The organism is Methylobacterium sp. SyP6R (assembly GCF_019216885.1).
Classification (GTDB): Bacteria; Pseudomonadota; Alphaproteobacteria; order Rhizobiales; family Beijerinckiaceae; genus Methylobacterium.
On the sequence record NZ_JAAQRC020000001.1, the window covers coordinates 6,240,389 to 6,264,895 of the forward strand.

The following is a 24,507-nucleotide window of genomic DNA, read 5'->3' on the forward strand; positions in this document are numbered from 1 at the left end:
CAGATTTCGCCGACGCGGTGACCGGTTCGGCGCGAAAAATCTGCGACAAAACAACAACCTAAGCGGACGAAGCGTTGCACGCCAACGCAAGTCTGCTTAGTGGCCGAGGCCGACCGATCGGGAAACGACGGCCCTCGGCCGCGCGGAGCGGCGGAGGCCCACCACCCGGCGGTCGGCGTCGGCCGCCGCAGGCGCACCGACGATGCGCGGCTTGCGCCCGTCCGCGAGCGCATGCACGATCATCGTCTCGCTCCGCCCTCGCAACTGATACGCGCCGAGCGCTTCCGCCGCGATGCCCTCGGGGAGCCGCGGCAGCCGGGCGAGAACCGCCTCCGAGATCAGCACGTCGCGTCGGGTTTCCCGGCACAAACCCTCGAGCCGGGCGGTCGCGTTCATGACGTCGCCGAAATACGCGATCTTGTGCCGGTCGACGCCGACCTCCGCCGTCACCACGCTGCCGCCGTGCAGGGCCGCGCGCAACTCGGGCACCAGGCCGAAGCGCGCGAGCCAGCGCTCCCGGTCGGCGTCGAGGGCTTGACGGATCGCGAAGACGCAGGCGACGCACCGCGCCTGCACGACGCCGCGCGCGAGCGGCCAGGAAACGATCACCTGATCGCCGATATAGTCGTCGACCTGACCGCAATACCGGCGCACCGGCTCGGCGATTGCCGAGAACACCGCCGTCAGCAGCTCCTGGGCGGCAAGGTCGCCGTGTCGTTCCGCGTAAGCCGTCGAGCCGGCGAGATCGAGGAACAGGAAGACGCGCTCCTCCCGGACCGGGCGATGGTAGCGCCCGAGGACGAGGTTCACGAAGGTCTCGCCGCCGATCAGGTCGCGCACGCGCAGGACCGCGACGATGATCGCCGACATCGCCAGCGCGAAGGGAATGGTGGAGAGCTTCGGCGTGACGGCTTCCGTCAGGGGCTTGTCGACGATGCCGAGCGTCCAGAGACACAGGCCGGTCAGCGCCATGCCGATGACGATGACGAGCACAAGGCTGACCTCGGCGGCCGCGAAATAGGCCAGTGTGGGCAGCCGGCGCAGGCGCTCGGTGTAGCCGGCGAGGAAGACGCCGCGCTCATACGCGATGGTGAGGACGCCGATGCAGGCCCCGTAGAGGATGCCCGCGACCGTCGGGCCGTCGGCGAACAGGAGGCCGTGCAGGGCGCCGAACGAGGCGCTGACAGCGGCGATGATGATCCAGAAGGTTGCGGCGCCGTACGACATCGTCTTCCTCGGCTCGGGAACGATATCGTATGGATGACCGAGCAATAACGGCCATACAATGATGATCAGGAACTTGGCAGCGCCGGGCAGACGGGCGTCGTGCGGCAGCACACGAGGCGACGTCGTGAACAGGGGGGTTCCGATGCCTACACGGCCTCGTCGGGTATGAACAAGTATGATAAATTCATACACAGCGAGCCAGCCGTTGAGGATGCCATGGCGCAGATCGAGCGCATGACGGTCGTCTTTCCCGAGCCGATGGCGGCGCAGATCCGCGCCGCCGTCGAGGCGGGAGAATATGCGACGACGAGCGAGGCGGTTCGCGATGCCGTCCGGCTGTGGTCGGACCGCCGGCAGACCCGCGCCAACGATCTTGAGCGGATGCAACAGGCCTGGGATGCAGGCAAGGCCAGTGGATCGGCCGGAGAGGCCGATTTCAAGGCGTTGAGACAAGAAGCCCGTCAGCGCCTCGCCGAACTGCACGACGATTGTGATCGCTAGCTTCGCGTGGTCGAGATCGGCCCGAGAAGCTCTTCTCGACATCTATTTGGCGATCGGCATTCATAATCCGGACGCGGCCGAGCGCCTCTACGATCGCCTCGAGCAGCGAGCCGAGACGCTGCGACAGCATCCCAAGATGGGGCCGAGGCGCCCTGATATCCGACCAACGGCACGCGTTCTCGTGGAGCCGCCCTACCTTATCCTCTACGAAATCACGCCGGATACGGACGACGACCCCGTCGATGCCATTCAGATCGTCGCCGTTCTGGACGGTCGTAAGGACTTGAGCCTGGGGATCTGAGGAAGCCTACGCGAACACCCGCGTCACATCCCCCTCCCCCATCACCCGGCACTGCCCGGGTTCCAGGTCCGCCGGCAGGTCGAGCGCCCCGACCCGATCCCGGTGCAGGACCGTGACGTGGTTGCCGACCGCCGCGAACATCCGCCGGACCTGGTGGTAGCGGCCTTCCGTCAGGGTGACGGCGGCGCTCGTCGGGCCATGGACCTCCAGGATCACCGGCAGCAGCGGCTTCTCCTCGCCCTCCAGCATCAGCGTGCCGGAGGAGAAGATCGCGCCCTCGTCGCCGCGCAACGGGCGGTCGAGCGTCACCTGGTAGCGCTTCGACACACTCGCCTTCGGCGAGATGATCCGGTGCAAGAGCGCGCCGTCGTCGGTCAGCAGCAGGAGCCCCGAGGTCTCCTTGTCGAGGCGGCCGACGGTGGAGAGCGGCGGCTCGCGGCGGCGCCAGCGTGGCGGCAGCAGGCTGTAGACCAGCGCGCCGGCCTCCTTGTGCGAGCAGGTCACGCCGAGGGGCTTGTGCAGCATCAGCGCCACGCCCGGCAGCGGGTCGAGGTTCTTGCCGCTGACGGTGAGGCGGGCCGGCAGGTCCGGGTCGAGGGCGATGCGCTGGTCGGCGTCGCGCAAGGGCGCGCCGTCGAGCACCACCTTGCCGGCCCGGGCGAGCATCTGGATCTCGCGGCGCGAGCCGTAGCCGAGATTGGCGAGCAGCCGGTCGAGCCGGACCGACGCCACCTTCGCCTTCGCGCTCATCGCCCGCGGCTCATTTGCGCGCCTCGTGGATCTTGTAGCCGTGGGCGGCGGCCCGCTGCGTCACCTCCTTGAACACCTCGCCCAGCGTCGCCTCGTAGGGAAGATGGGTGTTGGCGGTGAGCCACAGCGTCCCGCCCGGCCGCAAGGCGGCGGCGGCGCGGCGGATGAAGGCCTGGCCCAGCGTCCGGTCCTCGGCGCCGCCATCGTGGAAGGGCGGGTTCATCACCACGAAGTCGAGGCGCTCCGGCACCGCGCCGGCGTCCCGGGCATCGGCCCATGTCACCGTCACGCGGGGATCGTCGACGTTGCGCCGGGAGGCCTCGACGGCCCGGCGGTCGTTGTCGACGAGCGCGAGCGCGGTCACCTTCGGCGAGGCCAGCACGGCGTGGGCGAGGATGCCGAGGCCGCAGCCGAGATCGGCGCCGCGCCCGGACAGGGCCGGCATCGTCTCGATCAGCAGGGCGGTGCCGGGATCGATCCGGTTCCACGAGAAGATGCCGGGCTGCGTCCACAGGCCGAGGCCGTCGTCGCGCCGCGGCGCGCCCTCGCCGATCGCCTCGTCGAGCCCGGTCGGCGCGTCGGGCCGCGATGTCCGGACGATGCGGTGGTGGCTCTTCGCGCTCTCGTCGAGGCGGCAGCCGAAGCCGGAGAGTTCGCGGGCGAGCCGGGAGCCGCCCCGGTCCTTCGGGGCGAGCACGGTGAGGCTTGCGCCGGGCGCGAGCGCCCGCAAGGCCAGCGCCAGCACGTGGCGCCGCTCCAGGGTGCCGGGCGGGGCCAGCACGGTCAGGCCGGGCAGCGAGCCGGGGGCCAGCTCCTCCAGGGCGGTGCCGCCGGGCAGCAGCGGCGAGAGCTGGACGGCGCCCTCCGGCACCTCGGCGAGTTCGGCGGGCGGGTGTCCGTAGACGCCCGGGCGGGGGGAGATCGGATCGGTCACAGGAATCAGCCGCGCGGGAATTCCAGGCCCATCTCGCGGTAGCGCTCCGGATCGTCGGCCCAGTTCTCCCGCACCTTCACGAACAGGAACAGGTGGACCTTCGCCTCCGCCGCCTCGGCGATGTCGATCCGGGCGGCCTGGCCGATGGCCTTGATGGTCTGGCCGCCCTTGCCGAGCACGATCTTCCGCTGGCTCTCGCGCTCGACGAAGATGGTCTGCTCGATCCGCACCGAACCGTCGGGCCGGACCTGCCACTGGTCGGTCTCAACGGTCGAGGAATAGGGCAGTTCCTCGTGCAGCCGGTCGTAGATCTTTTCGCGCGTGATCTCGGCGGCGAGCATCCGCAGCGGCGCGTCGGAGACCTGGTCCTCGGGATAGAGCCAGGGGCTCGGGGGCATCCGGGTCGCGAGCTCGCGGCGCAGGTCGTCGACCCCGTCGCCGGTCAGCGCCGAGATCATGAAGATGCGCTCGAACGGGACCCGCTCGTGGAGCGCGGCGGCGAGCGCCAGCAACTTCTCACGGGGCATCAGGTCGATCTTGTTGAGCACCAGGTATTTCGGGCGCTTCAGCTCCGGCATCCGGTTGAGGATCGCGTCGACCTCCTCGTCCACCCCCTTGCGGGCGTCGATCAGCAGGCAGACCGCATCGGCATCGGCGGCCCCGCTCCAGGCCGAGGTCACCATCGCCCGGTCGAGGCGGCGCTTGGGTGCGAAGATGCCGGGCGTATCGACCAAGACGATTTGGGCCGACCCTTCCATGGCGATGCCGCGCACGAGCGCCCGGGTGGTCTGCACCTTGCGCGAGACGATCGACACCTTGGTGCCGACGAGGCTGTTGAGCAGGGTCGACTTGCCGGCATTCGGCACCCCGATCAGGGCGACGAAGCCCGCGCGGGTATCCTTGGGGGGAGTGGTGTCGGCGGGAGCGCTCGGGAGCGCGCCGTCATCCTCGGTCTCGGGTGTGGTGTCGTCGTCGGTCATTCTGGTTGCTCCCCGGGTTCGTCCCCGGTCCACAGCCCCTCGCGCACCAGCAGATCGCGCGCGGCCGTCTGCTCGGCCAGGCGCTTCGAGCCGCCGATGCCGATGCCGGGCGCGACGCCGGTGACCCGGGCCTCGATACGAAATTGCGGGGCATGGTCGGGCCCGGCCCGCTCCACCACCGCGTAGGTCGGCGTCGGCCAGCCTTGCGACTGCGCCCATTCCTGCAACGCCGATTTCGGGTCGCGGCTGCGCGTCCCCTCCGTCTGGCGGTCGGCCTCGAAGGCGCGGTCGATCACCGCCTTGGCGGCGCCGTAGCCGGCATCGAGGAAGATCGCCCCCAGGATCGCCTCGCAGACATCGGCGAGGATCGCCGCGTTGCGGCGCCCGCCGCCATGGACCTCGCCGCCGCCGAGATTGAGATGCGGGCCGACCTCCCAGGCCTGGGCCACCATGGCGCAGCTCTCGCGCCGCACCAGGCTCGACAGGCGCCGCGACAGGTCGCCCTCGTCGGCGCCCGGTAGGGCGTTGTAGAGCCCGTCCGCCACCGCGAGCCCGAGCACCCGGTCGCCGAGGAATTCGAGGCGCTGGTAGCTGCCCTTCCCGTTCGTGGCGCTGACATGGGTGAGCGCCCGGACCAGGAGGTCTCGGTCGGCGAAATGGTGGCCGATGCGCTCCTCCAGCACCGAGAGGTCGGGTCGGCGCCGCATCCCGCGCTTGCGCCGCGGCGGGGCGTCGCCTGCGCCGGTCACCGGCGGTTCGGCCTGCGGCATTGCGGCGTCGGCGTCGCTCACGCTCGTCACCTCCCGTCAGTGGATCGGCTTGAAGATCCGGTTCCAGCGCACCGTCCAGGGCCAGTTCCAGATCTGCCAGGCGGCCGCGCCCTCGTCGATCGAGAAGAAGATCACCTCGGCCCGGCCGATCAGATTCTCGTAGGGCACGTAGCCGACATTGCCGAGGTCGCGGGAATCGGTGGAGTTGTCGCGGTTGTCGCCCATCATGAAGAAGTGGTCCGGCGGCACGGTATAGACCTGGGTGTTGTCCCACAGGCCGCGGTCGCCGTCGCGCTCGATGATCTCGTGGGTGACGCCGTTGGGCAGGGTCTCGCGGTATTGCGGCACCAGGGTCGGCTGGCCGAAGGCATCGGTGGTCGAGTAATCGGCGATGCGCTCGCGCTTCACCGGCCGGCCGTTGATGTTGAGCACGCCCTCGATCACCTGAATCCGGTCACCCGGCAGGCCGATCACCCGCTTGATGTAGTCGGTGGCGTTGTCCTTGGGCAGCTTGAAGACGACGATGTCGCCCTGCTTCGGGGAGGCGCCCCAGATCCGCCCCTTGGCCTCGAACGGCAGGTACTCGCTCAGGGGCAGGGAGTACTTCGAATAACCGAGGGAGTACTTCGAGACGAAGAGGTAGTCGCCGATCAGCAGGGTCGGGATCAGCGAGCCGGACGGGATGTTGAACGGCTGGAACAGCAGGGTGCGGACCACCAGCGCGATCAGCAGCGCCTGGGCGCCGACCTTGACGGTCTCCTTGATCGAGTCCCAGAGGCCGGCGTCCTTGCCGCGTTTCAGGTCCTGGTCCGTGCGTGCGCGATCCATGCTCGTTCTCTCCGGCGGTCCGTGCAGCTATCGCCTGGGCACCCGCCGTGGGCACGCGGCCGGCTGTTTGCGCGGTGCGGGGGGTCTAGACCAACGCTTGCCCGCCCGCAACGCGCCGAGGCAGACGGGCGCGAATCACCTTCGGACGGGCCGCTACCCCTCCGGCAGCGCCTCGATGATGACGAAGGCCTGGGCCAGCGGCGGGTCGTCGGTGAGCGTGACGTGCACCACCGGGCGGTGGCCCGGCGGGATCAGGGCGGCGAGGCGTTCCGCCGCGCCGTTGGTGAGGCGCAGGGTCGGCCGGCCGCCGGGGAGGTTCACCACTTCCATGTCGCGCCAGAACACGCCGTGGCTCATGCCGGTGCCGAGCGCCTTGGAGCAGGCCTCCTTGGCGGCGAAGCGCCGCGCATAAGACGGGGCACGGGCGGCGCGCCGGTCGCTGCGGGCGCGCTCGCCCTCGGTGAACACCCGGTGGGTGAAGCGGTCGCCGAAGCGCTCCAGCGAACGCTCGATGCGGCGGATGTCGCAGAGATCGGAGCCGATGCCGACGATCATGCGGCGGTCCCGGGACGGGCGGCGTCCATCGCGGCCCGCATCGCCCGGATCGCCGGGGCGAGGCCATCGAAGATCGCCTCCGCCATCAGCGCATGGCCGATATTCAGCTCGCGCACTTGGCGGAGAGCCGCCACCGGACCGACGCTGTCGAGGGTGAGGCCGTGGCCGGCATGGATCTCGAGCCCCAGCGCGCTGCCATGCTCGGCCGCCCGGGCGAGGCGGGCGAGCTCGGCCCGGATCCGGCCTTCGTCCCCCTCGATCACCGCCTCGCAATAGGTCCCGGTATGCAATTCGACCACGGGAGCGGCGAGCGCCCGGGCCGCCTCCATGACGTGGATCTCGGGCTCGACGAAGAGCGAGACCCGGATCCCCGCCTCGTTGAGGCGCACTATGGCAGGCGCCAGGTGCTCGCGCCCGCCGACGATGTCGAGCCCGCCCTCGGTGGTGCGCTCCTCGCGCTTCTCCGGCACCAGGCAGGCGGCATGGGGCCGGAAGTGCAGGACGATTCCCATCATCTCGTCGGTCACCGCCATCTCGAAATTGAGCGGGCGGTCGATCTCGCGGCGCAGCCGCTCCATGTCGGCATCGCGGATGTGGCGCCGATCCTCGCGCAGATGGGCGGTGATGCCGTCCGCCCCGGCCGCGACCGCGACGTGCGCCGCGCGCACCGGATCCGGCATCGTGCCGCCGCGGGCGTTGCGCAGGGTGGCGACGTGATCGACGTTGACGCCGAGGCGGAGGGGGGAGACGGACATCGGCGGCGTTCTCGGGGCGGCTTCTCGGGAGGGACTGTCTCGGGGACACCCGCGATGTAGCGTCGCCCGCCCGCCCCCGCCAGCCGCCCGTATGGCGGAACAACACTCCCCGGGAAAGCGCGCGCGAGCCGGGCATCCGCCTGGACAACCTCGCCCGCGGCGCCGCACTGTGCTGTTTCCGCGGCGCGGATCCGGATACCCGTCCGGTGCAAGGCCCCGCCGCGACAACCCGACGACCGATGCTCGGGCGGGCCGCCGCGCCTGCCCCGGAGGCCCACGATGTCTGCTCGACGGCTCGACCGCGGCGGTGATGCGCCCGCCCGGCTGCCCCTGCCGCCCCGCCCCCACAACTTCGCCGCGTTCGTCCCGCATCCGGACCTCCCGCCTCCGGAACCGTCGGCCCTGGCCGCGGTTTCCGGGGGGACGCGTCGTGTGACCCTGCGTGAGGCCCGCTTGCCCGCATCACTACCCGGAACCCTGCGGATGCTGCTGGCAGCCTGCACGCTCTCCGCCGTGACGGCGGCGCACGCCCAGCAGGGCTCCGCCCCGGCCGACGCGCAGAAGCCTCCGGCAGCGGCCACCTCGGCTCCCGCTCCCGCCGCTCAGGCGCCCGTGGCACAACCGCAAGCGCCTGCGGCACAGCCACAAGCGCCTGCGGCACAGCCACAAGCGCCCGCGGCGCAAGCTCCGGCGAACCCCGCCCCCGCGGCGCAGGCCCCGGCAGTGCCGCACGGCACGCCCGCCACGGTCCTCGACACCCAGGATTACGACGGCGTCCTCGGCAAGCCGGTGCGCAGCGCCGCGGGCGAGGATATGGGCCGGATCATCGACATCATCGTCGACAAGGACGGCAAGCCCCGCGCGGCGATCATCGATTTCGGCGGCTTCCTCGGGGTCGGCTCGCGCAAGATCGCGGTGGATTGGCGCGCCCTGCACTTCTCGGCCGACAACAAGCCCGGCCGCGCGGTGCTCCAGCTCAACCGCAACCAGGTCCGGGTCTCGCCGGAATACAAGCCCGGCGACCCGATCGTGGTGCTCGGCCCGGCCGGCCCGGTGCCGCCGCCGGCCTCGTCTGCCGCGGCAGCCCCTGCTTCACCCGCCCCCGCCGCGCCGCCGGTGGCGACTCCCGCCGCACCCCCGGCTTCGCCGCCGGCGGCGGCCGCGCCGGCTCCCGACGCCGACCAGGCCGCCTCCCGCAACCCGCCGGACAAATGACGCGACCGCGCCAGGCCCACCGCTCCCTCGCCCACCGCGACCGGGAAGCGTCCCGCTCCGAGATGCGGCAGGATCCCCGGCCTGATCCCCGCCAGGATTCCGCCCGGGACCGGGCGGGCGCCTCTCCGGGCCGGCGCGGGGAGAAGCCGGCGCCGTCGCTCACCAGCAGCCGCGGGCTCGACGCGTTCACGTTCTTCGTCGCCAACCTGCAGACGGGCTTCGGCCCGTTCGTGGCGGTGTACTTCACCTCGCAGAGCTGGACCCAGTCCGATATCGGGCTGGTTCTCACCATCGGCGGGCTGTTCAGCCTGTTCGGGCAGGTGCCCGGCGGCGCCTTCGTCGACTGGGTGACCTCGAAGCGCTTCGTCGCCGCCCTGTCGGTGGCGGTGATCGGCCTGTCGGCCGCCGGTCTCGCCCTTTTCCCGACCTTCCTGATCGTGGCGCTCTCGATGGCGGCGCACTCGATCGCGAGTTGCACCCTCACCCCGGCCATCGCGGCGATCAGCCTCGGCCTCGTCGGCCATGCGGGCTTGGGCGAACGGCTCGGGCGCAACGCCCGCTTCTCCTCGATCGGCAACGCGCTCGCCGCCGCCGGCATGGGCGCCTGCGGCTACTACCTGTCGAGCGAGGCGGTGTTCTACGTCACGGCGGCGCTCGCCCTCCCGACGCTCGCCGCCCTGTGGTTCGTGCGCGCGAGCGAGATCGACCTGGTGCGCCCGCAGGCTCCGGAGGGCGAGAGAGCGCCCGGCGGCTGGGAGAGCCTGAAGCTCGTGGTGACCAACCGGGCGCTCCTATGCTTTGCCGCCTGCATCACCCTGTTCTTCGTCTCCAACGCGGCGATGCTGCCGCTGGTCGGCAGCGTGCTCACGGTGCGGGCGAGCCACACCGCCACCATCCTGATCGCCGCCTGCATCATGGCCCCGCAGCTGGTGATGGCGCTGATCGCCCCGGCGGTGGGACGAGCCGCCCAGGCCTATGGACGGCGCCCGCTCCTCATCCTGGGCTTCGCCGCCCTGCCGATCCGCGGCCTGCTCTTCGCCTATACGGACGCCCCCGAATTGCTGGTGGCGGTGCAGGTCTTCGACGGCATCTCGGCCGCGGTGCTCGGCGTGATGGTGCCGCTCGTCGTGGCCGACTGCACCCGCGGCACCGGCCGGTTCAACATGGCGCTCGGGGCGGTGGGCACCGCGATGGGCCTGGGCGCTGCGGCCAGCACCACCCTGTCGGGCTACATGGCCGACCATTTCGGCTCCCACGCCGCCTTCGTGGGCCTCTCGGCGGTGGCCTTCCTGGCGCTGATCCTGGTGGTGGCGATCATGCCGGAGACGAGGCGGGCCCAGGCGCGCTGAGAAGGCATGTCGAGACCGGGCGGAACGGCTGTGTGCAGCGCAACGCCGCTCAACTCCCGTTCAGAAACGACGGATTAGACAGCGGGCAGCACCTTTCGCCTGCAACACATGGCGACGCTTGCGCGTTGCGAGAAGCGGGTGGGGCTTGCGGGTTCGTGCGGAGAGGCTGCGGCGGGATTCTTGCATCCCGTCCCTCTCCCGACCGCGGGTCGCACGCGTGCGAAGAACCGGGATCGATCGCCACGATGGATGACCTCAGCGCGTACGCCAACCGGCCCTGGCACTTCCTGGCCCGTTACCTGCGCCGCCGGATCGTGCCCCACGCGGCCATCCTGGTCGCGGTGCTCGGTGCCGTGGCCTGCTCGGTCAGCACCCAATACGGACTGAAGGGCGTGGTCGACGCCCTCGGCAAGGGCCCCGAGAACAACCACCTGATCTGGCCGGCCCTGACCGTGCTGATCTGCTTCATCGCCGCCGACAACATGCTGTGGCGGGTGGCGAGCCTGATCGCCAGCTTCACCTTCGTGAAGGTCACCGGCGACATCCGCCGCGACCTGTTCCAGCACCTCACCGGCCACTCGCCGTCCTATTTCGCGGACCGGCAGCCCGGCACGCTGGCCAGCCGCATCACCGCGACCTCGAACGCGATCTTCACCGCCGAGAACATGTTCGTCTGGAACGTGATGCCGCCCTGCGCGGCGGCCTTCGGCGCGATCCTCTTCGTCAGCAGCGTCAGCGTGACGATGGCACTCGGCCTGCTCGTCATCTGCGGCGGCGTGGTCGTGCTGATGTTCCGCATCGCCGCCGCCGGCAAGCCGCTGCATCACGACTTCGCCGAGAAGGCCGCCGCCGTCGACGGCGAGATGGTCGATCTCGTGAGCAACATGCCGCTCGTGCGGGCCTTCTCGGCCTACAAGCGCGAATTCGCCCGCTTCGACCAGACCATCGGCACCGAGATGACGGCGCGCCGCCGCTCGCTCCTCTACCTCGAGCGCCTGCGGATCATGCATGCCCTCATCACGGTCGCGGCGGTGCTCGGCCTGCTCTACTGGGCGATCCAGATGTGGCAGCAGGGCGCCGCCACCGCCGGCCAGGTGGTGCTGGTCTGCACGCTCGGCATCACCATCCTGGCGGCGACCCGCGACCTCGCCGTGGCCCTCGTCGACGTCACCCAGCACACCGCCCGCCTGTCGGAGGCCCTGCGCACGCTGCTCCAGCCGCACGACCTGCGCGACCACCCGGAAGCCAAGCCCCTCGTCGGCGAGGGCGCCCGCATCACCTTCGAGAGCGTGGCGTTCAACTATCCGGACGGCCGCGAGGTGTTCGGCGAGTTCAACCTCGACATCCAGCCCGGCCAGCGCGTCGGCCTCGTCGGCCGCTCAGGCGGCGGCAAGTCGACCCTGTTCACCCTGCTCCAGCGCTTCTACGATCCGCAGAAGGGCCGCATCCTGATCGACGGCCAGGATATTGGCCGGGTCACGCAGGAATCGCTTCGCGAGGCGATCACCGTGGTGCCGCAGGACATCTCGCTGTTCCACCGCTCCTTGCGCGAGAACATCCGCTACGGGCGGCCGGATGCCAGCGACGAGGACGTGTGGGCCGCGGCTGCGGCCGCCCGCTGCACCGACTTCATCAACGACCTGCCGGGCGGCTTCGACACGATCGTGGGCGACCGCGGCGTGAAGCTCTCGGGCGGCCAGCGCCAGCGCATCGCGGTGGCCCGCGCGATCCTGAAGGACTCGCCGATCCTGCTCCTCGACGAAGCCACCTCGGCGCTCGACACCGAGTCGGAAGAGGCGATCCGCGAGGCGCTCGGCAACCTGATGAAGGGCCGCACGGTGATAGCCATCGCGCACCGGCTCTCGACCCTGAAGGACTTCGACCGGATCGTCGTGCTCGACGGCGGCCAGGTGATCCAGGACGGCGCGCCCGACCGCCTGGTCCATCTCGACGGGTTCTACCGCGACCTGATCCAGCGCGAGACGATCAAGCTGTCGCGCGAGGCGGCGTAAGCCGAGTCCCGCGTCACGCACCGGTCTTCTCTGAAGGCCGCGCCCGTTAAACCCTCCCCCCCTCTGCGGGGGAGGGTGGGCTGCGGAGCAGGCCGGGAGAGGGGCAGCGCGACGCTGATCCAGGTGGCGCCCTGCATGAAGGGCGCGACCTTTCCGGAAGCGTGGTTCCCCTCTCCCGGCCCCTGCTGACGCTGGGTCCACCCTCCCCCGCAGAGCTAGCGTGTTCACACATCTCGGTTTGAACGCTTCTCCCTTTGAAAGTAGAGCGCCTCTCCTCTCCCTTGTGGGGAGGAGTTGGAGGTGGGGGTGGTGCCGGAGGAGACTCGGCGGTGCCTCCTGCACCACCCCCACCCCTAGCCCCTCCCCACAAGGGGGAGAGGAAAGCGCGCTTACCTTCAATGGGTTAGCATTCAGGGGAGAAGTGTGAATCCGCTAGTGTCCTGGCACTGAAGTTCGGCAATGAACGAGGTTATGTGTCCGCGAGCTGCGCGGTTCGGAGGCAGAAGCGCTCGACCGAGGCGATGATCTGTTCGGCGGACTTGGTCCAACGAAACGGCTTGGGATCGGCGTTGTGCGCTTTCAGGAAGGCGTTGATCGCCTGCTCCAGGTCCTCGACGCTGCGATAGACGCCGCGCCGGATTTCACGCTCGGTCAGCAGGGCGAAGAAGCGTTCGATCTGATTGAGCCAGGAGGCGCTGGTGGGCGTGTGATGCACCTGCCAGCGCGGCCGGCGTGCCAGCCACTCCCGCACCTCGGGCGTGGTGTGGGTGGCGTAGTTGTCCATCACCAGATGCACGTCGAGATCGGTGGGCACGTTGACCTCGATCGTGTCGAGGAAGGTGAGGAACTCGCTGGCGCGATGGCGCGGCTGGCACTGCCCGATCACCCGCCCGGTGGCGATGTCGAGCGCGGCGAACAGGGACGTCGTGCCATGGCGCTTGTAGTCGTGGGTGCGCCGCTCGATGTCGCCCGGCTGGAGCGGTACCACGGGCTGCGACCGATCGAGCGCCTGGATCTGGCTCTTCTCGTCGACACACAGCACGACGGCACGGGTCGGCGGATCGAGGTAGAGCCCGACGATATCACGGACCTTGCCGACGAAGTCGGGGTCGGTGGAGAGCTTGAAGGTCTTGGTGCGGTGCGGCTTGAGCCCGAAGGCGTGCCAGATGCGCTGGACGCTGGTGTGGGAGAGGCCGTGGCGTTTGGCGATCAGGCGCGAACTCCAGTGCGTGGCGCCCTCGGGCCTGCGTTCCAGGGTGTCGAGCACGAGGGCCTCGACCGCGTCATCGTCGATGCGACGGGGAGCGCCGCTGCGGGGTTGATCGTAGAGCCCCTCGACGCGGTCGCGCAGGAAGCGGTTGCGCCACTTGCTGACAGTCGCCGGATCGAGGGCGAGATCGGCCGCGATGGCTTTGTTGGAGGCGCCCTCGTCGGCCAGCAGCAGGATGCGGGCACGCGTGGCCAGGCCTTGCGCGGTCTTGCGACGCTCCGCCCATTTCTCCAGGGCGCCGCGCTCGGCCGGGCTCAGGTTGACCGCAGGCAGGGGACGAGGCATCGGTGCCCTCCGTGGCAGGATCCTCCCCTACAACGTTCGTCGCCGAACTTTAGTGCCAGGACACTAGCAGCCTGTCGGATTGGGACGCAAAACGTAATAAAAATTCACAAAACCGGATAGAATGGCAATAATAATTCTATGTCATGTTCGCTTGCATTCATTTATTGCGCTAACAGGTGATTTTTAGCGCCAATCCGACAGGCTGCTAGCCCCGCAGAGGGGGGAGGGTCTGTGCGCGCGGGCGTCGAGACTCCACCCACGACGTGCGTCACCGCACAAATCCGACGCCCCCGTCTCAATCGGGCATGCGGGATTTGTGCGATGCGGTGAACCTTCCGCTGGGTTCGTGGTTCTATCCCGGAGCCGCCCGCCGCCGAGGACGCGCTGGCGCGTCCTTTGCAATGCAGCGGGCTCCACTCATCCCGGGACTACGAGGACCTTCGATGCTGAAGACCATCACCTACGCGATGATCGGTGTCCTGGCCTGCGGGCTGGTGGTGGCCGTGGTCGGCGCCTCCGGCGCCATCGGGGGCTGACGAGACATCAAGCGAGGCCCGTCCCGGGGGGACGGGCCTCGCCCTCATTTTTCCCGGAAGGCGCGCGCGACCTGGTCGGCGAGCGGCTTGGTGAAGAAGCTCAGCACCGTGCGGCTTTCTGTCTGGATGAAGGCCTCGACCGGCATGCCGGGGGTGAGGCGCACCGCGCCGAGGCGCTTCATCTCGGCGTCGGACACCGCGACGCGGGTGGTGTAGGCGCTCTGGCCGGTGCGCGGATCGGTGGTCAGGTCCGGAGAGATCCGCGAGACCGTCCCCATGACGACCGGCGTGGTGCGCTGGTTGAAGGCCGAGAATCGCAGCGACGCCGCCTGCCCGACATGGACCTGGTCGATGTCCTGCGGTGCGAGCTTCGCCTCGACGGTCAGGTGATCGGCCGTCGGCACGATCTGCATGATCTCGGCGCCGGGCGCCACCACGCCGCCGACCGTATGGACCGCGAGCTGGTGGACGAGGCCGTCCTGCGGCGCGCGGATCTCGACCCGCCGCAGCTGGTCCTCGGCGGTGATGCGCCGCTCGGCATATTCCGACACCTTGCTGCGGATCTCGGCGAGCTCCTTGCCGACCTCGGTGCGCAGATCCTGGTCGATCTGCAGGATCTGCAGCCGCGTCTCGGTGATCCGGCCGCGCACCTGGGCGATGGTGGAGACCAGCGTCCCCTTCTCGCCCTCGAGCCGGGCGAGGTCGCGTTCGAGCGCGCTCACCCGCTGGATCGGCACCAGCTTCTTCTCCCACAGGTCGCGCACCCCGCCGAGCTCCCGCTCGATCAGGGTGATCTCCCGGACCTTGGCGGCGATCTGCTCGTCGAGGCCGCGGATCTGCTCGTCGAGCTGGCCGACGCGCTCGGCAAGCTGCGACTTCTGGCCCTCGCGGGCGCTCGCCCGGGTCTGGAACAGGCGGCGCTCGCCGTGCATCAGGCTGGCCACCACCGGATCGGCGGACCGGCCCATCAGCTCGGCCGGGAAGGCGACGTCGGCGGCGCCGTCGCGCTCGGCGTCGAGGCGGGCCCGGCGGGCGGTCGCTTCGTCGATCGAGCGGGTGACGATGGCGAGGTTGGCTTGCAGCACCGTCTCGTCGAGGCGCAGCAGCACGTCCCCGGCGGAGACCCGGTCGCCGTTCTTCACCTTCAGCTCGCCGACGACGCCGCCGGTCGGGTGCTGCACCTTCTTGACGTCGGATTCGACCACCAGCGAGCCGGCGGTGACGACGGCGCCGGAGAACTCGGCCGTTGCGGCCCAGCCGCCGGCACCGACGAACAGGAGGGCACCGCCGATCGCGCTGGCCAGCAGGTGGCGGCGGATCGAGGCTTGGGTCTCGGGGGTGATCGGGCTCATCACGCGCGCCCTCCCTGGGCGACCTTGAGGGTGAAGCCGGGCGCGAAGCTCGCCGAGCCGGCGTGCATCGGCTGCATCGGGCGCGGCCGGTTGAGGGCGGGCAGGACTTCGTCGCGGGGGCCGAGCGCCTGGACGCGGCCATGGGCCATCACCATCACCTGGTCGAGCGCGGCCAGCGCGCTCGGCCGGTGGGCGACCACCACCACGATGCCGCCACGGGCCCGCACCCCGGCGATCGCCTCGGTGAGCGCCGCCTCGCCCTCCTGGTCGAGATTCGAGTTCGGCTCGTCGAGCACCACCAGGAAGGGATCGCCGTAGAGGGCGCGGGCGAGAGCCAGGCGCTGGCGCTGGCCGGCCGACAGCAGCGCGCCGCGCTCGCCGATCTGGGTCTGGTAGCCCTCGGGCAGGGCGAGGATCAGGTCGTGGACCCGGGCGGCCTTGGCCGCCGCGATGATCCCGTCGGCCTCGGCCCCCGGCCGGAAGCGCGCGATGTTGGCCGCCACGGTGCCGGGAAACAGCTCGACCTCCTGCGGCAGGTAGCCGACATGGCGGCCGAGATCCTGCGGCCGCCACTGGTCGAGGCGGGCGCCGTCGAGGCGCACCGCGCCGCGAGCCGCCGGCCAGATCCCGACGATAAGCCGGGCAAGCGACGACTTGCCCGAGGCGCTGTGGCCGACGATGCCGAGCCCCTGCCCGGCGGTGAGCGACAGGCTGACGTCGAGGGCGGTGAGGCGCTGCCCGCCGGGCGGGCCGACGCTCGCCTGCTCGACGGTGAGCGCCTCGCGCGGCGCCGGCAGGGTCAGGCCCTCCGGCTCCGCGCCGGCCGCGTTCAAGGCCGCGCCGAGGTGGCGCCAGCATTCGCGGGCGGCGGAGAAGGTCTTCCAGTAGCCGATCGCCTGGTCGATCGGCGCCAGCGCCCGGGCGCTCAGGATCGAGCCGGCGATGATGACGCCGGCGGTGGCCTCCTGGCGGATCACCAGGAAGGCGCCGACGCCGAGCACCGCCGATTGCAGGATCACCCGCAGCACCTTCGAGGTGTTGTGGATCGCCCCCGTGATCTCGGCGGTGCGCTCCTGGGTGGCGTGCGAGGCGGCGTTGACCCGGGTCCAGAGGCCGGCGAGGTCGGGCTCCATGCCCATCGCCCGCACGGTCTCGGCGTTGCGCCGGCTCGCCTCGGCGACGAAGCCGCGGGCGGCCGCGGCCTCGCGGGCGTCGCGGGCGTGGTGGCGGGTCAGGATCTCGGCGAGCGCCGTCAGACCGACGAGCGCGAGCGCCCCGAGGAGCGCGGTGAAGCCGATCCAGACGTGGAAGGCGAAGAGCAGGCCGAGATAGACCGGGACCCAGGGCAGGTCGAACAAAGCCCCCGGGCCGCCGCCGGCCAGCGCGGAGCGGATCTGGTCGAGGTCGCGCATCGGCCTGAGGCCGTCGGCCTCCGCCCGGCCGCGCAACGGCAGGGTGACGACGGCGCGGAAGACGTTCCGGCTCAAGGATTCGTCGAACGCCTTGCCGGCGCGGAGCAGCAGGCGCGACCGGATCAGGTCGAAGTAGCCCTGGCCCAGATAGAGCACCAGCACGATCAGGCTCAGGCCCACCAGCGTCGGCACGCTGCGGCTCGGGATCACCCGGTCGTAGACTTCGAGCATGTAGAACGAGCCGGCGAGCGCCAGCAGGTTCACGGCGCCGCTGAGCGCCGCGACGCCGATGATGACGTGGCGCAGCCGCGCCAGGGCCGCGACCATCGGCGGGGCCGAGGCGGCCCGGGACCGCCCGAGGCCGAAGGCCGTCAGGGCGTCCTGGCGGAAGCCGTCCTCGCCGGGCACCGCTGGTCCGGGCTCGGCTTGCCCGGCGGGGGCGAAGCGGCCGCGCAGCCGGTCCAGGGCCGGCGCGGTCAGGTTGCGGGCGCGCCGGACGGCGAGGGAGAAAGGCGAGTCGAGGGATGTCACGGGGTGGCTGGGCTCCGTTCGGCGGCGCGCGGCAACGGGCCCGGATCGGGGCAGGCGGCGCAGCGGATGCGAGAGGGACGCACGAAGGCCCCGCCCGCCGGTTGAGCGGGCGGGGCCGTCACGCCCCTCAGACGAGGTAGTCGTGGAAGGTGAAGTGCTTGGCGCCGTTGCTCGCCAGCGTCAGGTGCGCGCTCGACACGTCGTGGCCGTCATAGGTGGCGCTGTCGACGTAGAGGTTACGGTCCTTCGCGTCCGTCCCGCCCCAGGCGTCGTTCAGGAACTTGACCGCCACGTCGTGGTCGCCCTGGCCCCAGTCGCCGCGCACCGAGATCAGGTCGGACTTGCCGGCGCTGTGCAGGGACTGCGCGGTCTGGACCCCGCCGATCTGCTTGCCGTCCACCGAGACGGTGTACTGCGCGTTGCCGTTATAGGCGTCCTGGCTGATCTTGAGCAGCAGCTGGTCGGAGCCGCTGCCGAGGCTGACGCTCGGCTGCGCGGTGGTGCCGGTCGTGCTGCCGGTCGTCGTGGTGGGGTGCGACGTGTCCGTCGTCGTGGTGGGGGCCGGCGCCGTGGTGGTGGTCGTGGGCGCGGGGGTCGTCGTGGTGGGGGCCGGGGCGGTCGTGGTCGTCGAACCGGTCACCGTGTGGTCGCCGCCGCCCGCCGGGGTCGCGGCGGTGTTGTTCGTCACCAGCTCGATATGCGAGCGGATGGCATCCATGTCCTTGAACAGGTTGTCGGCCTGTTGCTGGCTCACGCCGGTCTGGAGGTAGGCGAGCTGCATCGTGTTCGGGCCGGCGGTGTCGGTGACGTAGCCGCCGTAATCCTGGTAGGCCTTGGCCAGGGCCATGCCCTCGGCCGTGGTGATGCCGATCTTGGTCAGGTCGACGTCCTTGGGGATCGCGAACAGCGAGCCGAGCGGGATCGAGCCCGAGTAGCTGCTGCTGAAGCCGTCGGCGGAGGTCGCCGGCCAGACATAGGGGGTCTTGGCGGAGCCGGCCTGGGTCGTCGAGATCGCCATCGCCACGGCGTGGTCGATGTGGCCCGCATCGAGGTCCGACTTCTGGACGATGCCGCCCATCAGCGACATGCCGGCGGCGCGGATGCCCTCGTGCGCGCCCGGCACGTTGGCGATGCCGTCACCCGTCAGGGTGTTCTCGACGACGTAATTGGCGTGATAGCTGTTGGTGCCGGTCTTCGAGCCGAGCCAGGTCTCGATGTAGTGCTGGCCGTCCTCCGAGACGACGATCGCCCAGCCGTCGCCGGTCGCGAATTGCAGGGCGGCCGGCGTCTTCATCTGGAAGCTGCCGTTCATCGACGAGGTGTTGCCGTAGGTCCAGTCGGCGTTGGTGCCGCGGCTGTCGTAGTTCCAGGTCGCGATCGGATCGCTCGCGGTCGCCTGGTAGATCGGAATCGCGTCCTGGCCGATCCAGGTGTTCACGCCGGCCTGGTGCTGGATGGAGGCGGTCTGCGCTCCGGATGCAGCCTGGAACTGGGCGTTCGACCCAATCGGGGTGTTCCAAATGCTGCTCGGCGCAAAAGGCTGCGCGACCGTTTCATAAGCCATGTATCACTTCCAGATCTGTGGAACGGGTGCCGGACCGCAGGACGCGGCGGCATCGGTGCGTCATCGTGAGAAGATCAGCGCCCGACCGGGAGCCGATCCGATGTGCGAGGCGGACAATAAGTAGCAATGTTCGGGTGTCAAGCCTAGGTTAATGAATGTAGTCTTGGCGATACTTTATCAAATGATTCGGCGGAGAGCCGGGCAGGCCCGGTGATTCGCCGATGCTGGCCGATAAAATCTGCGCAGTGAATGGCGGCCGGTGCGGCTGTCGGCTGTCACCGCGCCAAGAGATACGGCGCGACAACTCTCAAGCTCGTGATGCAGTGCAGCAACTCGGCCGTATTGAGAGCGGGCGAATTGGTCGGCCCAGCTGTCTGGCCGTCTCCATCTGACGCCGTACATAAGATGAATGATCGTCCCGATAGGGGACATGGCTTGGCGGCCGGCGATCAGAGCCGGTGTTGAAGACAGCGAAGCTGCACGTCGATTGGACGGCGCATCGAATCCCGGCAGTCCAGTCCGACGGCGCCGGCAATCGGCTCGGACCCGATGACTGCGGGCACGAAGATAAACCAGAAATCCATACCTGCGACGACTTGCGAAAATCGCCCTATCCTTCGCGCCGCGCAGACCTGTCGCGGCGCGGACGGCCGACGACACAAACACCCCACGGACCAATCGTGAAGCACCGCCAAAAGGCGTAGGCGACAGTTGTCGTCGGCACCGAAAGGCTGTGTGCGCAGCGGGCTTAAGGCTCCTTCCACAATCCAGGCACAGGTGTGACATTGCCGTTCACCGCGAATCTTTCTTGTCGAAAGCAGACGCCATGCTCTATTCCGACGAGACGACCGTCGATCCGGCGCTCAACGCCGTTCAGACCGGCGGCAATGCATCGCCCTCGACACCCGGAGCGGTCGAGCCGGCCGCCAAGACGAGTGCGACCGGGACGGGCGCAGCGGAGGATCCGGCCTCCGCCGGCAAGGTCGCGGCGCTCCTCGGCGCGGCGCCGGTCGGTTCGAGCGGCACGCCGGACGCAGGCGCCCCCGCCCCGGCCCTCAAGGACCTTACAGTAAAGCCGGGTCCGGCCGCGGCCTCGAACGCGATCTTCTGCTGCGGCACCTGCGGCTACGTGAATTGCCCGAGCCGGATCCTCGACCTGCCGTCGAGCACCATCCTGTCGGCGAGCGGGCAGTTGCCCGGCTACGGCAGCAGCGCCCCGATGGGCGCCGTCACCACCCTGCCCGGCGGGGCGGAGACCGCCGCGACCGGCCCGACCAAGTCCCAGATCGCGACGTTGAGCGGCCCGATCACCAGCGCGGTGGCCCCGACGAAGACCGCCACCACCAATACCCTGGCCCCCAACTCGCTGAGCGCCACCACGACGGCGACGGCCTCGACCACCAACAAGATCGTCCTGGAGAACCAGAAGGTCGGCAACCCGGTCAGCGAGTGGGGCATCAACGGCTCGGGCGACGACAACATCGAGGGATTCGCCACCGACATCAGCACCAACGTCGGCAAGACGGTCAACTTCAAGATCAACACCAACTCGAACAACTACCGGATCGACATCTATCGCCTCGGCTATTACGGGGGCTTGGGCGCGCGCAAGATCGACACGATCCAGCATACCGGGGTGCAGACCCAGCCGAACCCCTTGCGCGACGCGGCGACCGGGATGGTCGATGCCGGCAACTGGTCGGTCTCGGCGTCGTGGACTGTCCCGACCGATGCGGTCTCGGGCGTGTACATCGCCAAGCTGACGCGCCAGGACGGCACGGCGGGACAGAACGAGATCCCGTTCATCGTCCGGGACGATTCGAGCCACAGCGACATCATCTTCCAGACCTCGGACGAGACCTGGCAGGCCTACAATCCCTGGGGCGGAGCCAACTTCTACGGCGGCAACGGCCCGGCCACCGGCCAGGGCGCCGGCCGCGCCTATGCGGTGAGCTACAACCGGCCGATCACCACCCGCGGCGGCGGCCTCGCGGCCGGTCCTCAGGACTACATCTACGGCGCCGAGTTCCCGGCGATCATGTGGCTGGAGCAGAACGGCTACGACGTCTCGTACATGTCGGGCGTCGATGCCGATCGATACGGCAGCCTGCTCCTGAACCACAAGATGTACCTCGATGTCGGCCACGACGAGTATTGGTCGGGCCCGCAGCGCGCCAACGTCGAGGCGGCACGGGATGCCGGCGTCAACCTGTCGTTCTGGAGCGGCAACGAGGTCTATTGGCGTACGCGGTTCTCCAACAGCATCAGCAGCGACGCCACGCCGTACCGCAGCCTCGTCTCCTACAAGGAGACCTGGAGCGACAACCAGAACCTCGACCCGACCAACCAGTGGACCGGCACTTGGCGCGATCCCCGCGGGCCGGCCGGCACGATCGGCAACAACAAACCCGAGAATGCCCTGACGGGCACGATGTTCCAGGTCGACGCCTACGTGCTCGACACCATTCAGGTCCCGTACGACGACGCCAACCTGCGCTTCTGGCGCAATACCAGCGTCGCCAACCTGCAGCCGGGCCAGACCGCCTCGCTCAACAAGAACTATCTCGGCTACGAATGGGACGAGGCGCCCGACAACGCCACGGCGCCGGCCGGGCTGGTGCGCCTGTCCTCGACGACGATCGACGAGACGACCTATCTCCAGGATTTCGGCAACACCACCGGCAAGGGCACGGCGACCCACAGCCTGACGCTCTACCGCGCGCCGAGCGGCGCCCTCGTCTTCGGGGCCGGCACCGTCTACTGGTCCTGGGGCCTGTCGGCCAACCACGACAACGAGGCGACGCCGACCGATCCGCGGATCCAGCAGGCGATGGTCAACCTGCTCGCCGATATGGGCATCCAGCCCGCCACCCTCGACCCGAACCTCAAGCCCGCCACCGCCTCGACCGACCACACCGCGCCGACCTCGGCCATCACCACGCCGACGACGGGATCGAGCGTGACGGCCTTCACCCCGGTCACCATCACCGGCACCGCCAGTGATGCCGGCGGCGGGGTCGTCGCGGGCGTAGAGGTCTCGACCGACAACGGCGTCACCTGGCGCGCCGCCACCGGCGACGAGAACTGGAGCTACACCTTCGCGCCGCAGGTCGCCGGCACCTACCAGATCCGCACCCGGGCGACCGACGACAGCGTCAACCTGGAGACCCCGTCCGCCGGGCGCAGCCTCACGGTGACGGCGTCCCCCTCCCTCACCCTGTTCCCGGGCTCCGCCAAGCCCACGGTCACCAACACCGTCGACAGCTCGGCGGTCGAACTGGGCGTGAAGTTCCAGAGCTCCACCGCCGGCACGATCAGCGGCATCCGCTTCTACAAGAGCACCCTCGACCGCGGGGTCCATGTCGGGACGCTGTGGTCGAGCACCGGGCAGAAGCTCGCCACGACGACCTTCACCAACGAGACCGCTGACGGCTGGCAGACCGCCACCTTCTCGAACCCGGTCACCATCACCCCGGGCACGACCTACACCGCCTCCTACTACTCGACGCTCGGACATTACTCGAGCGACGTGAACTACTTCGACAACACGGTCACCAACGGCCCGCTCTCGGCAGCCGGCGGCAGCAACGGCGTCTACGCCTATGGCAGCACGAGCCAGTTCCCGACCAAGACCTTCAGCAACACCAATTTCTGGGTCGACGTGCTGTTCAACCCGTCCTCCGGCACGGCCAACCAGCCGCCGACCGCCGTCAACGATACCGGCCCGGCGGTGCCGCAGAACACTGCCGTCACCTTCGCGACCTCGACGCTGCTTTCCAACGACACCGACCCGAACGGCGACACCCTGACGGTGACGGGCGTCAGCGGGGCGACCAACGGCACCGTCTCGCTCAACACCACCAACGCCACCATCACCTTCACGCCGACGACCGGCTACACGGGTGCGGCCGGGTTCACCTACGCGATCTCGGACGGGCGCGGCGGCACATCCTCGGCGAACGTGGCGCTCACGGTCTCGGCTCCCGGCACCAGCCCCCCGGTCAGCCTGTTCTCGTCCTCGGCGACGCCGACGGCGACCAATACCAACGACACCAACCCGGTCGAGCTCGGCGTGAAGTTCCAGGCCTCCAGTGCCGGCACGGTCAGCGCGATCAAGTTCTACAAGGGCACCCAGGATACCGGCACCCATACCGGCACGCTGTGGTCGAGCACCGGCCAGGTGCTCGCCACCGCGACCTTCACGGGCGAGAGCGCGAGCGGCTGGCAGACGGCCACCTTCTCGAGCCCGGTGACGCTGACGCCCGGCGCGACCTACACGGCCTCCTACCACACCAATGCCGGCCGCTACTCGACCACCGCCAACGGCTTCTCGAGCGCGGTGACGAACGGCCCGCTCACCGCGCCGGCCGCCGGCAACGGGGTCTATGCCTATGGCGGCTCCAGCCTTTTTCCGACCAACACCTACCAAAGCACCAATTACTGGGTCGACGTCGTCTTCAACCCGAACGGCAACGCCGCCAACCAGGCGCCGACCGCGGTCAACGACACCGGCCCGGCGGTGACGAAGAACACCCCCGTCACCTTCTCGACTTCGACCTTGCTCGCCAACGACACCGACCCCAACGGCGATCCCCTGACGGTGACCGGCGTGAGCGGGGCGACCAACGGCACCGTCTCGCTCAACACCACGAACTCCACCATCACCTTCACGCCGGCCACCAACTACACGGGCTCGGCCGGCTTCAGCTACGCGATCTCGGACGGGCGCGGCGGCACCTCGTCGGCGAGCGTCGCGCTCACGGTGCTGGCGCCCAGCACCGGTGCAGTCAGCCTGTTTTCCTCGTCCGCGACGCCGGCAGCGACCAATACCAACGACCTCAACCCGGTCGAGCTCGGGGTGCAGTTCCAGTCGTCCAGCGCCGGCACGGTCAGCGCGATCAAGTTCTACAAGGGCACCCAGGATACCGGCACCCATACCGGCACGCTGTGGTCGAGCACCGGCCAGAAGCTCGCCACCGCCACCTTCACCAACGAGACCGCGAGTGGCTGGCAGACCGCCACCTTCTCGAACCCGGTCGCGCTCACCGCGGGCGCCACCTACACGGCGTCCTACCACACCAATGTCGGCCGCTACTCCCAGACCGCGAACGGCTTCGCCAACGCGGTGACGAGCGGCCCGCTCACCGCGCCGGCCACGACCAACGGCGTCTACGCCTATGGCAGTTCCAGCCTGTTCCCGACCAACACCTACAACAAGACGAATTACTGGGTGGATGTGGTCTTCAACCCGTCGGCGGCGGCGTAACGATCCAGAGAACCCAGTCTCAACCTCATCCTGAGGTGCGAACGAAGTGAGCCTCGAAGGAGGGCCCCAGATGGCCTGCGATCACTGGAGCCCTCCTTCGAGGTTAGTCGATCT

18 protein-coding genes are annotated in these 24,507 nt (G+C 69.6%); 6 read left to right on the forward strand and 12 right to left on the reverse strand.

All coding sequences use genetic code 11. From position 1 onward, the window contains the following. Positions 1-96: 96 nt before the first annotated feature. Entirely contained in the window at positions 97-1,227 is a 1,131-nt protein-coding gene (locus HBB12_RS28565; RefSeq protein ID WP_336886961.1) for an adenylate/guanylate cyclase domain-containing protein, read from the reverse strand. A 258-nt stretch (positions 1,228-1,485) separates the two neighbouring features. Between HBB12_RS28565 and HBB12_RS28570 the strand changes: the two genes are divergently transcribed. Next, entirely contained in the window at positions 1,486-1,728 is a 243-nt protein-coding gene (locus tag HBB12_RS28570) for a ribbon-helix-helix domain-containing protein (RefSeq protein ID WP_336886968.1), read from the forward strand. 46 nt (positions 1,729-1,774) lie between these two features. Next, positions 1,775-2,029, forward strand: a complete 255-nt coding sequence (locus HBB12_RS28575; RefSeq protein ID WP_236992461.1) for a type II toxin-antitoxin system RelE/ParE family toxin — start codon at positions 1,775-1,777, stop codon at positions 2,027-2,029. Positions 2,030-2,035: 6 nt separating this feature from the next. On the opposite strand, the gene HBB12_RS28580 is transcribed toward HBB12_RS28575, so the two are convergent. The 7 genes from HBB12_RS28580 to HBB12_RS28610 form a co-directional block, all read right to left on the reverse strand. Further along, positions 2,036-2,779 carry a pseudouridine synthase gene (locus HBB12_RS28580; RefSeq protein ID WP_236992462.1) on the reverse strand — a complete coding sequence of 248 codons (744 nt, stop codon included), beginning with the start codon at positions 2,777-2,779 and terminating at the stop codon, positions 2,036-2,038. Between the two features lie 10 nt (positions 2,780-2,789). Beyond that, positions 2,790-3,719 carry a class I SAM-dependent methyltransferase gene (locus HBB12_RS28585; RefSeq protein ID WP_442919381.1) on the reverse strand — a complete coding sequence of 310 codons (930 nt, stop codon included), beginning with the start codon at positions 3,717-3,719 and terminating at the stop codon, positions 2,790-2,792. Continuing rightward, positions 3,719-4,693, reverse strand: coding sequence for a GTPase Era (gene era / locus HBB12_RS28590; RefSeq protein WP_236992464.1), 975 nt, complete (start codon positions 4,691-4,693; stop codon positions 3,719-3,721). The genes HBB12_RS28585 and era overlap by 1 nt, the downstream gene beginning before the upstream one ends. Continuing rightward, on the reverse strand, positions 4,690-5,463 hold the full coding sequence (gene rnc / locus HBB12_RS28595; RefSeq protein ID WP_236992931.1) for a ribonuclease III: 774 nt from the start codon (positions 5,461-5,463) through the stop codon (positions 4,690-4,692). The genes era and rnc overlap by 4 nt, the downstream gene beginning before the upstream one ends. A 36-nt stretch (positions 5,464-5,499) precedes the next feature. Next, positions 5,500-6,291: a signal peptidase I gene (gene lepB / locus HBB12_RS28600; protein ID WP_236992465.1), complete on the reverse strand. Its 792-nt coding sequence runs from the start codon at positions 6,289-6,291 to the stop codon at positions 5,500-5,502. Positions 6,292-6,444: 153 nt separating this feature from the next. Continuing rightward, positions 6,445-6,846: a holo-ACP synthase gene (gene acpS / locus HBB12_RS28605; protein ID WP_236992466.1), complete on the reverse strand. Its 402-nt coding sequence runs from the start codon at positions 6,844-6,846 to the stop codon at positions 6,445-6,447. Next, positions 6,843-7,601, reverse strand: a complete 759-nt coding sequence (locus HBB12_RS28610; RefSeq protein WP_236992467.1) for a pyridoxine 5'-phosphate synthase — start codon at positions 7,599-7,601, stop codon at positions 6,843-6,845. Before HBB12_RS28610 ends, acpS begins: the two co-directional genes overlap by 4 nt. 432 nt (positions 7,602-8,033) lie before the next feature. Here HBB12_RS28610 and HBB12_RS28615 point away from each other — a divergent pair, with 432 nt between their 5' ends. The 3 genes from HBB12_RS28615 to HBB12_RS28625 all read left to right on the forward strand — a co-directional run bounded on the left by HBB12_RS28615 (position 8,034) and on the right by HBB12_RS28625 (position 12,177). Next, entirely contained in the window at positions 8,034-8,816 is a 783-nt protein-coding gene (locus HBB12_RS28615; protein ID WP_236992468.1) for a PRC-barrel domain-containing protein, read from the forward strand. Further along, positions 8,813-10,165: an MFS transporter gene (locus tag HBB12_RS28620; RefSeq protein WP_442919332.1), complete on the forward strand. Its 1,353-nt coding sequence runs from the start codon at positions 8,813-8,815 to the stop codon at positions 10,163-10,165. Before HBB12_RS28615 ends, HBB12_RS28620 begins: the two co-directional genes overlap by 4 nt. Before the next feature lie 245 nt (positions 10,166-10,410). Next, the gene (locus tag HBB12_RS28625) at positions 10,411-12,177 is read left to right on the forward strand and encodes an ABC transporter ATP-binding protein (RefSeq protein ID WP_236992469.1); all 1,767 of its coding nucleotides are present in this window, start codon (positions 10,411-10,413) and stop codon (positions 12,175-12,177) included. A 469-nt stretch (positions 12,178-12,646) separates the two neighbouring features. Here HBB12_RS28625 and HBB12_RS28630 read toward each other — a convergent pair whose 3' ends face one another. The 4 genes from HBB12_RS28630 to HBB12_RS28645 all read right to left on the reverse strand — a co-directional run bounded on the left by HBB12_RS28630 (position 12,647) and on the right by HBB12_RS28645 (position 19,127). After that, on the reverse strand, positions 12,647-13,732 hold the full coding sequence (locus HBB12_RS28630) for an IS630 family transposase (protein WP_236991000.1): 1,086 nt from the start codon (positions 13,730-13,732) through the stop codon (positions 12,647-12,649). 580 nt (positions 13,733-14,312) lie between these two features. Next, on the reverse strand, positions 14,313-15,620 hold the full coding sequence (locus HBB12_RS28635; RefSeq protein WP_236992470.1) for an HlyD family type I secretion periplasmic adaptor subunit: 1,308 nt from the start codon (positions 15,618-15,620) through the stop codon (positions 14,313-14,315). Further along, positions 15,620-17,359, reverse strand: a complete 1,740-nt coding sequence (locus tag HBB12_RS28640) for a type I secretion system permease/ATPase (protein WP_442919382.1) — start codon at positions 17,357-17,359, stop codon at positions 15,620-15,622. Before HBB12_RS28640 ends, HBB12_RS28635 begins: the two co-directional genes overlap by 1 nt. Positions 17,360-17,690: 331 nt before the next feature. Beyond that, positions 17,691-19,127, reverse strand: a complete 1,437-nt coding sequence (locus HBB12_RS28645; RefSeq protein ID WP_236992472.1) for a carbohydrate-binding domain-containing protein — start codon at positions 19,125-19,127, stop codon at positions 17,691-17,693. A gap of 808 nt (positions 19,128-19,935) precedes the next feature. Between HBB12_RS28645 and HBB12_RS28650 the strand changes: the two genes are divergently transcribed. After that, the gene (locus tag HBB12_RS28650) at positions 19,936-24,393 is read left to right on the forward strand and encodes a DUF4082 domain-containing protein (RefSeq protein WP_236992473.1); all 4,458 of its coding nucleotides are present in this window, start codon (positions 19,936-19,938) and stop codon (positions 24,391-24,393) included. The last annotated feature ends 114 nt before the right edge of the window (positions 24,394-24,507 follow it).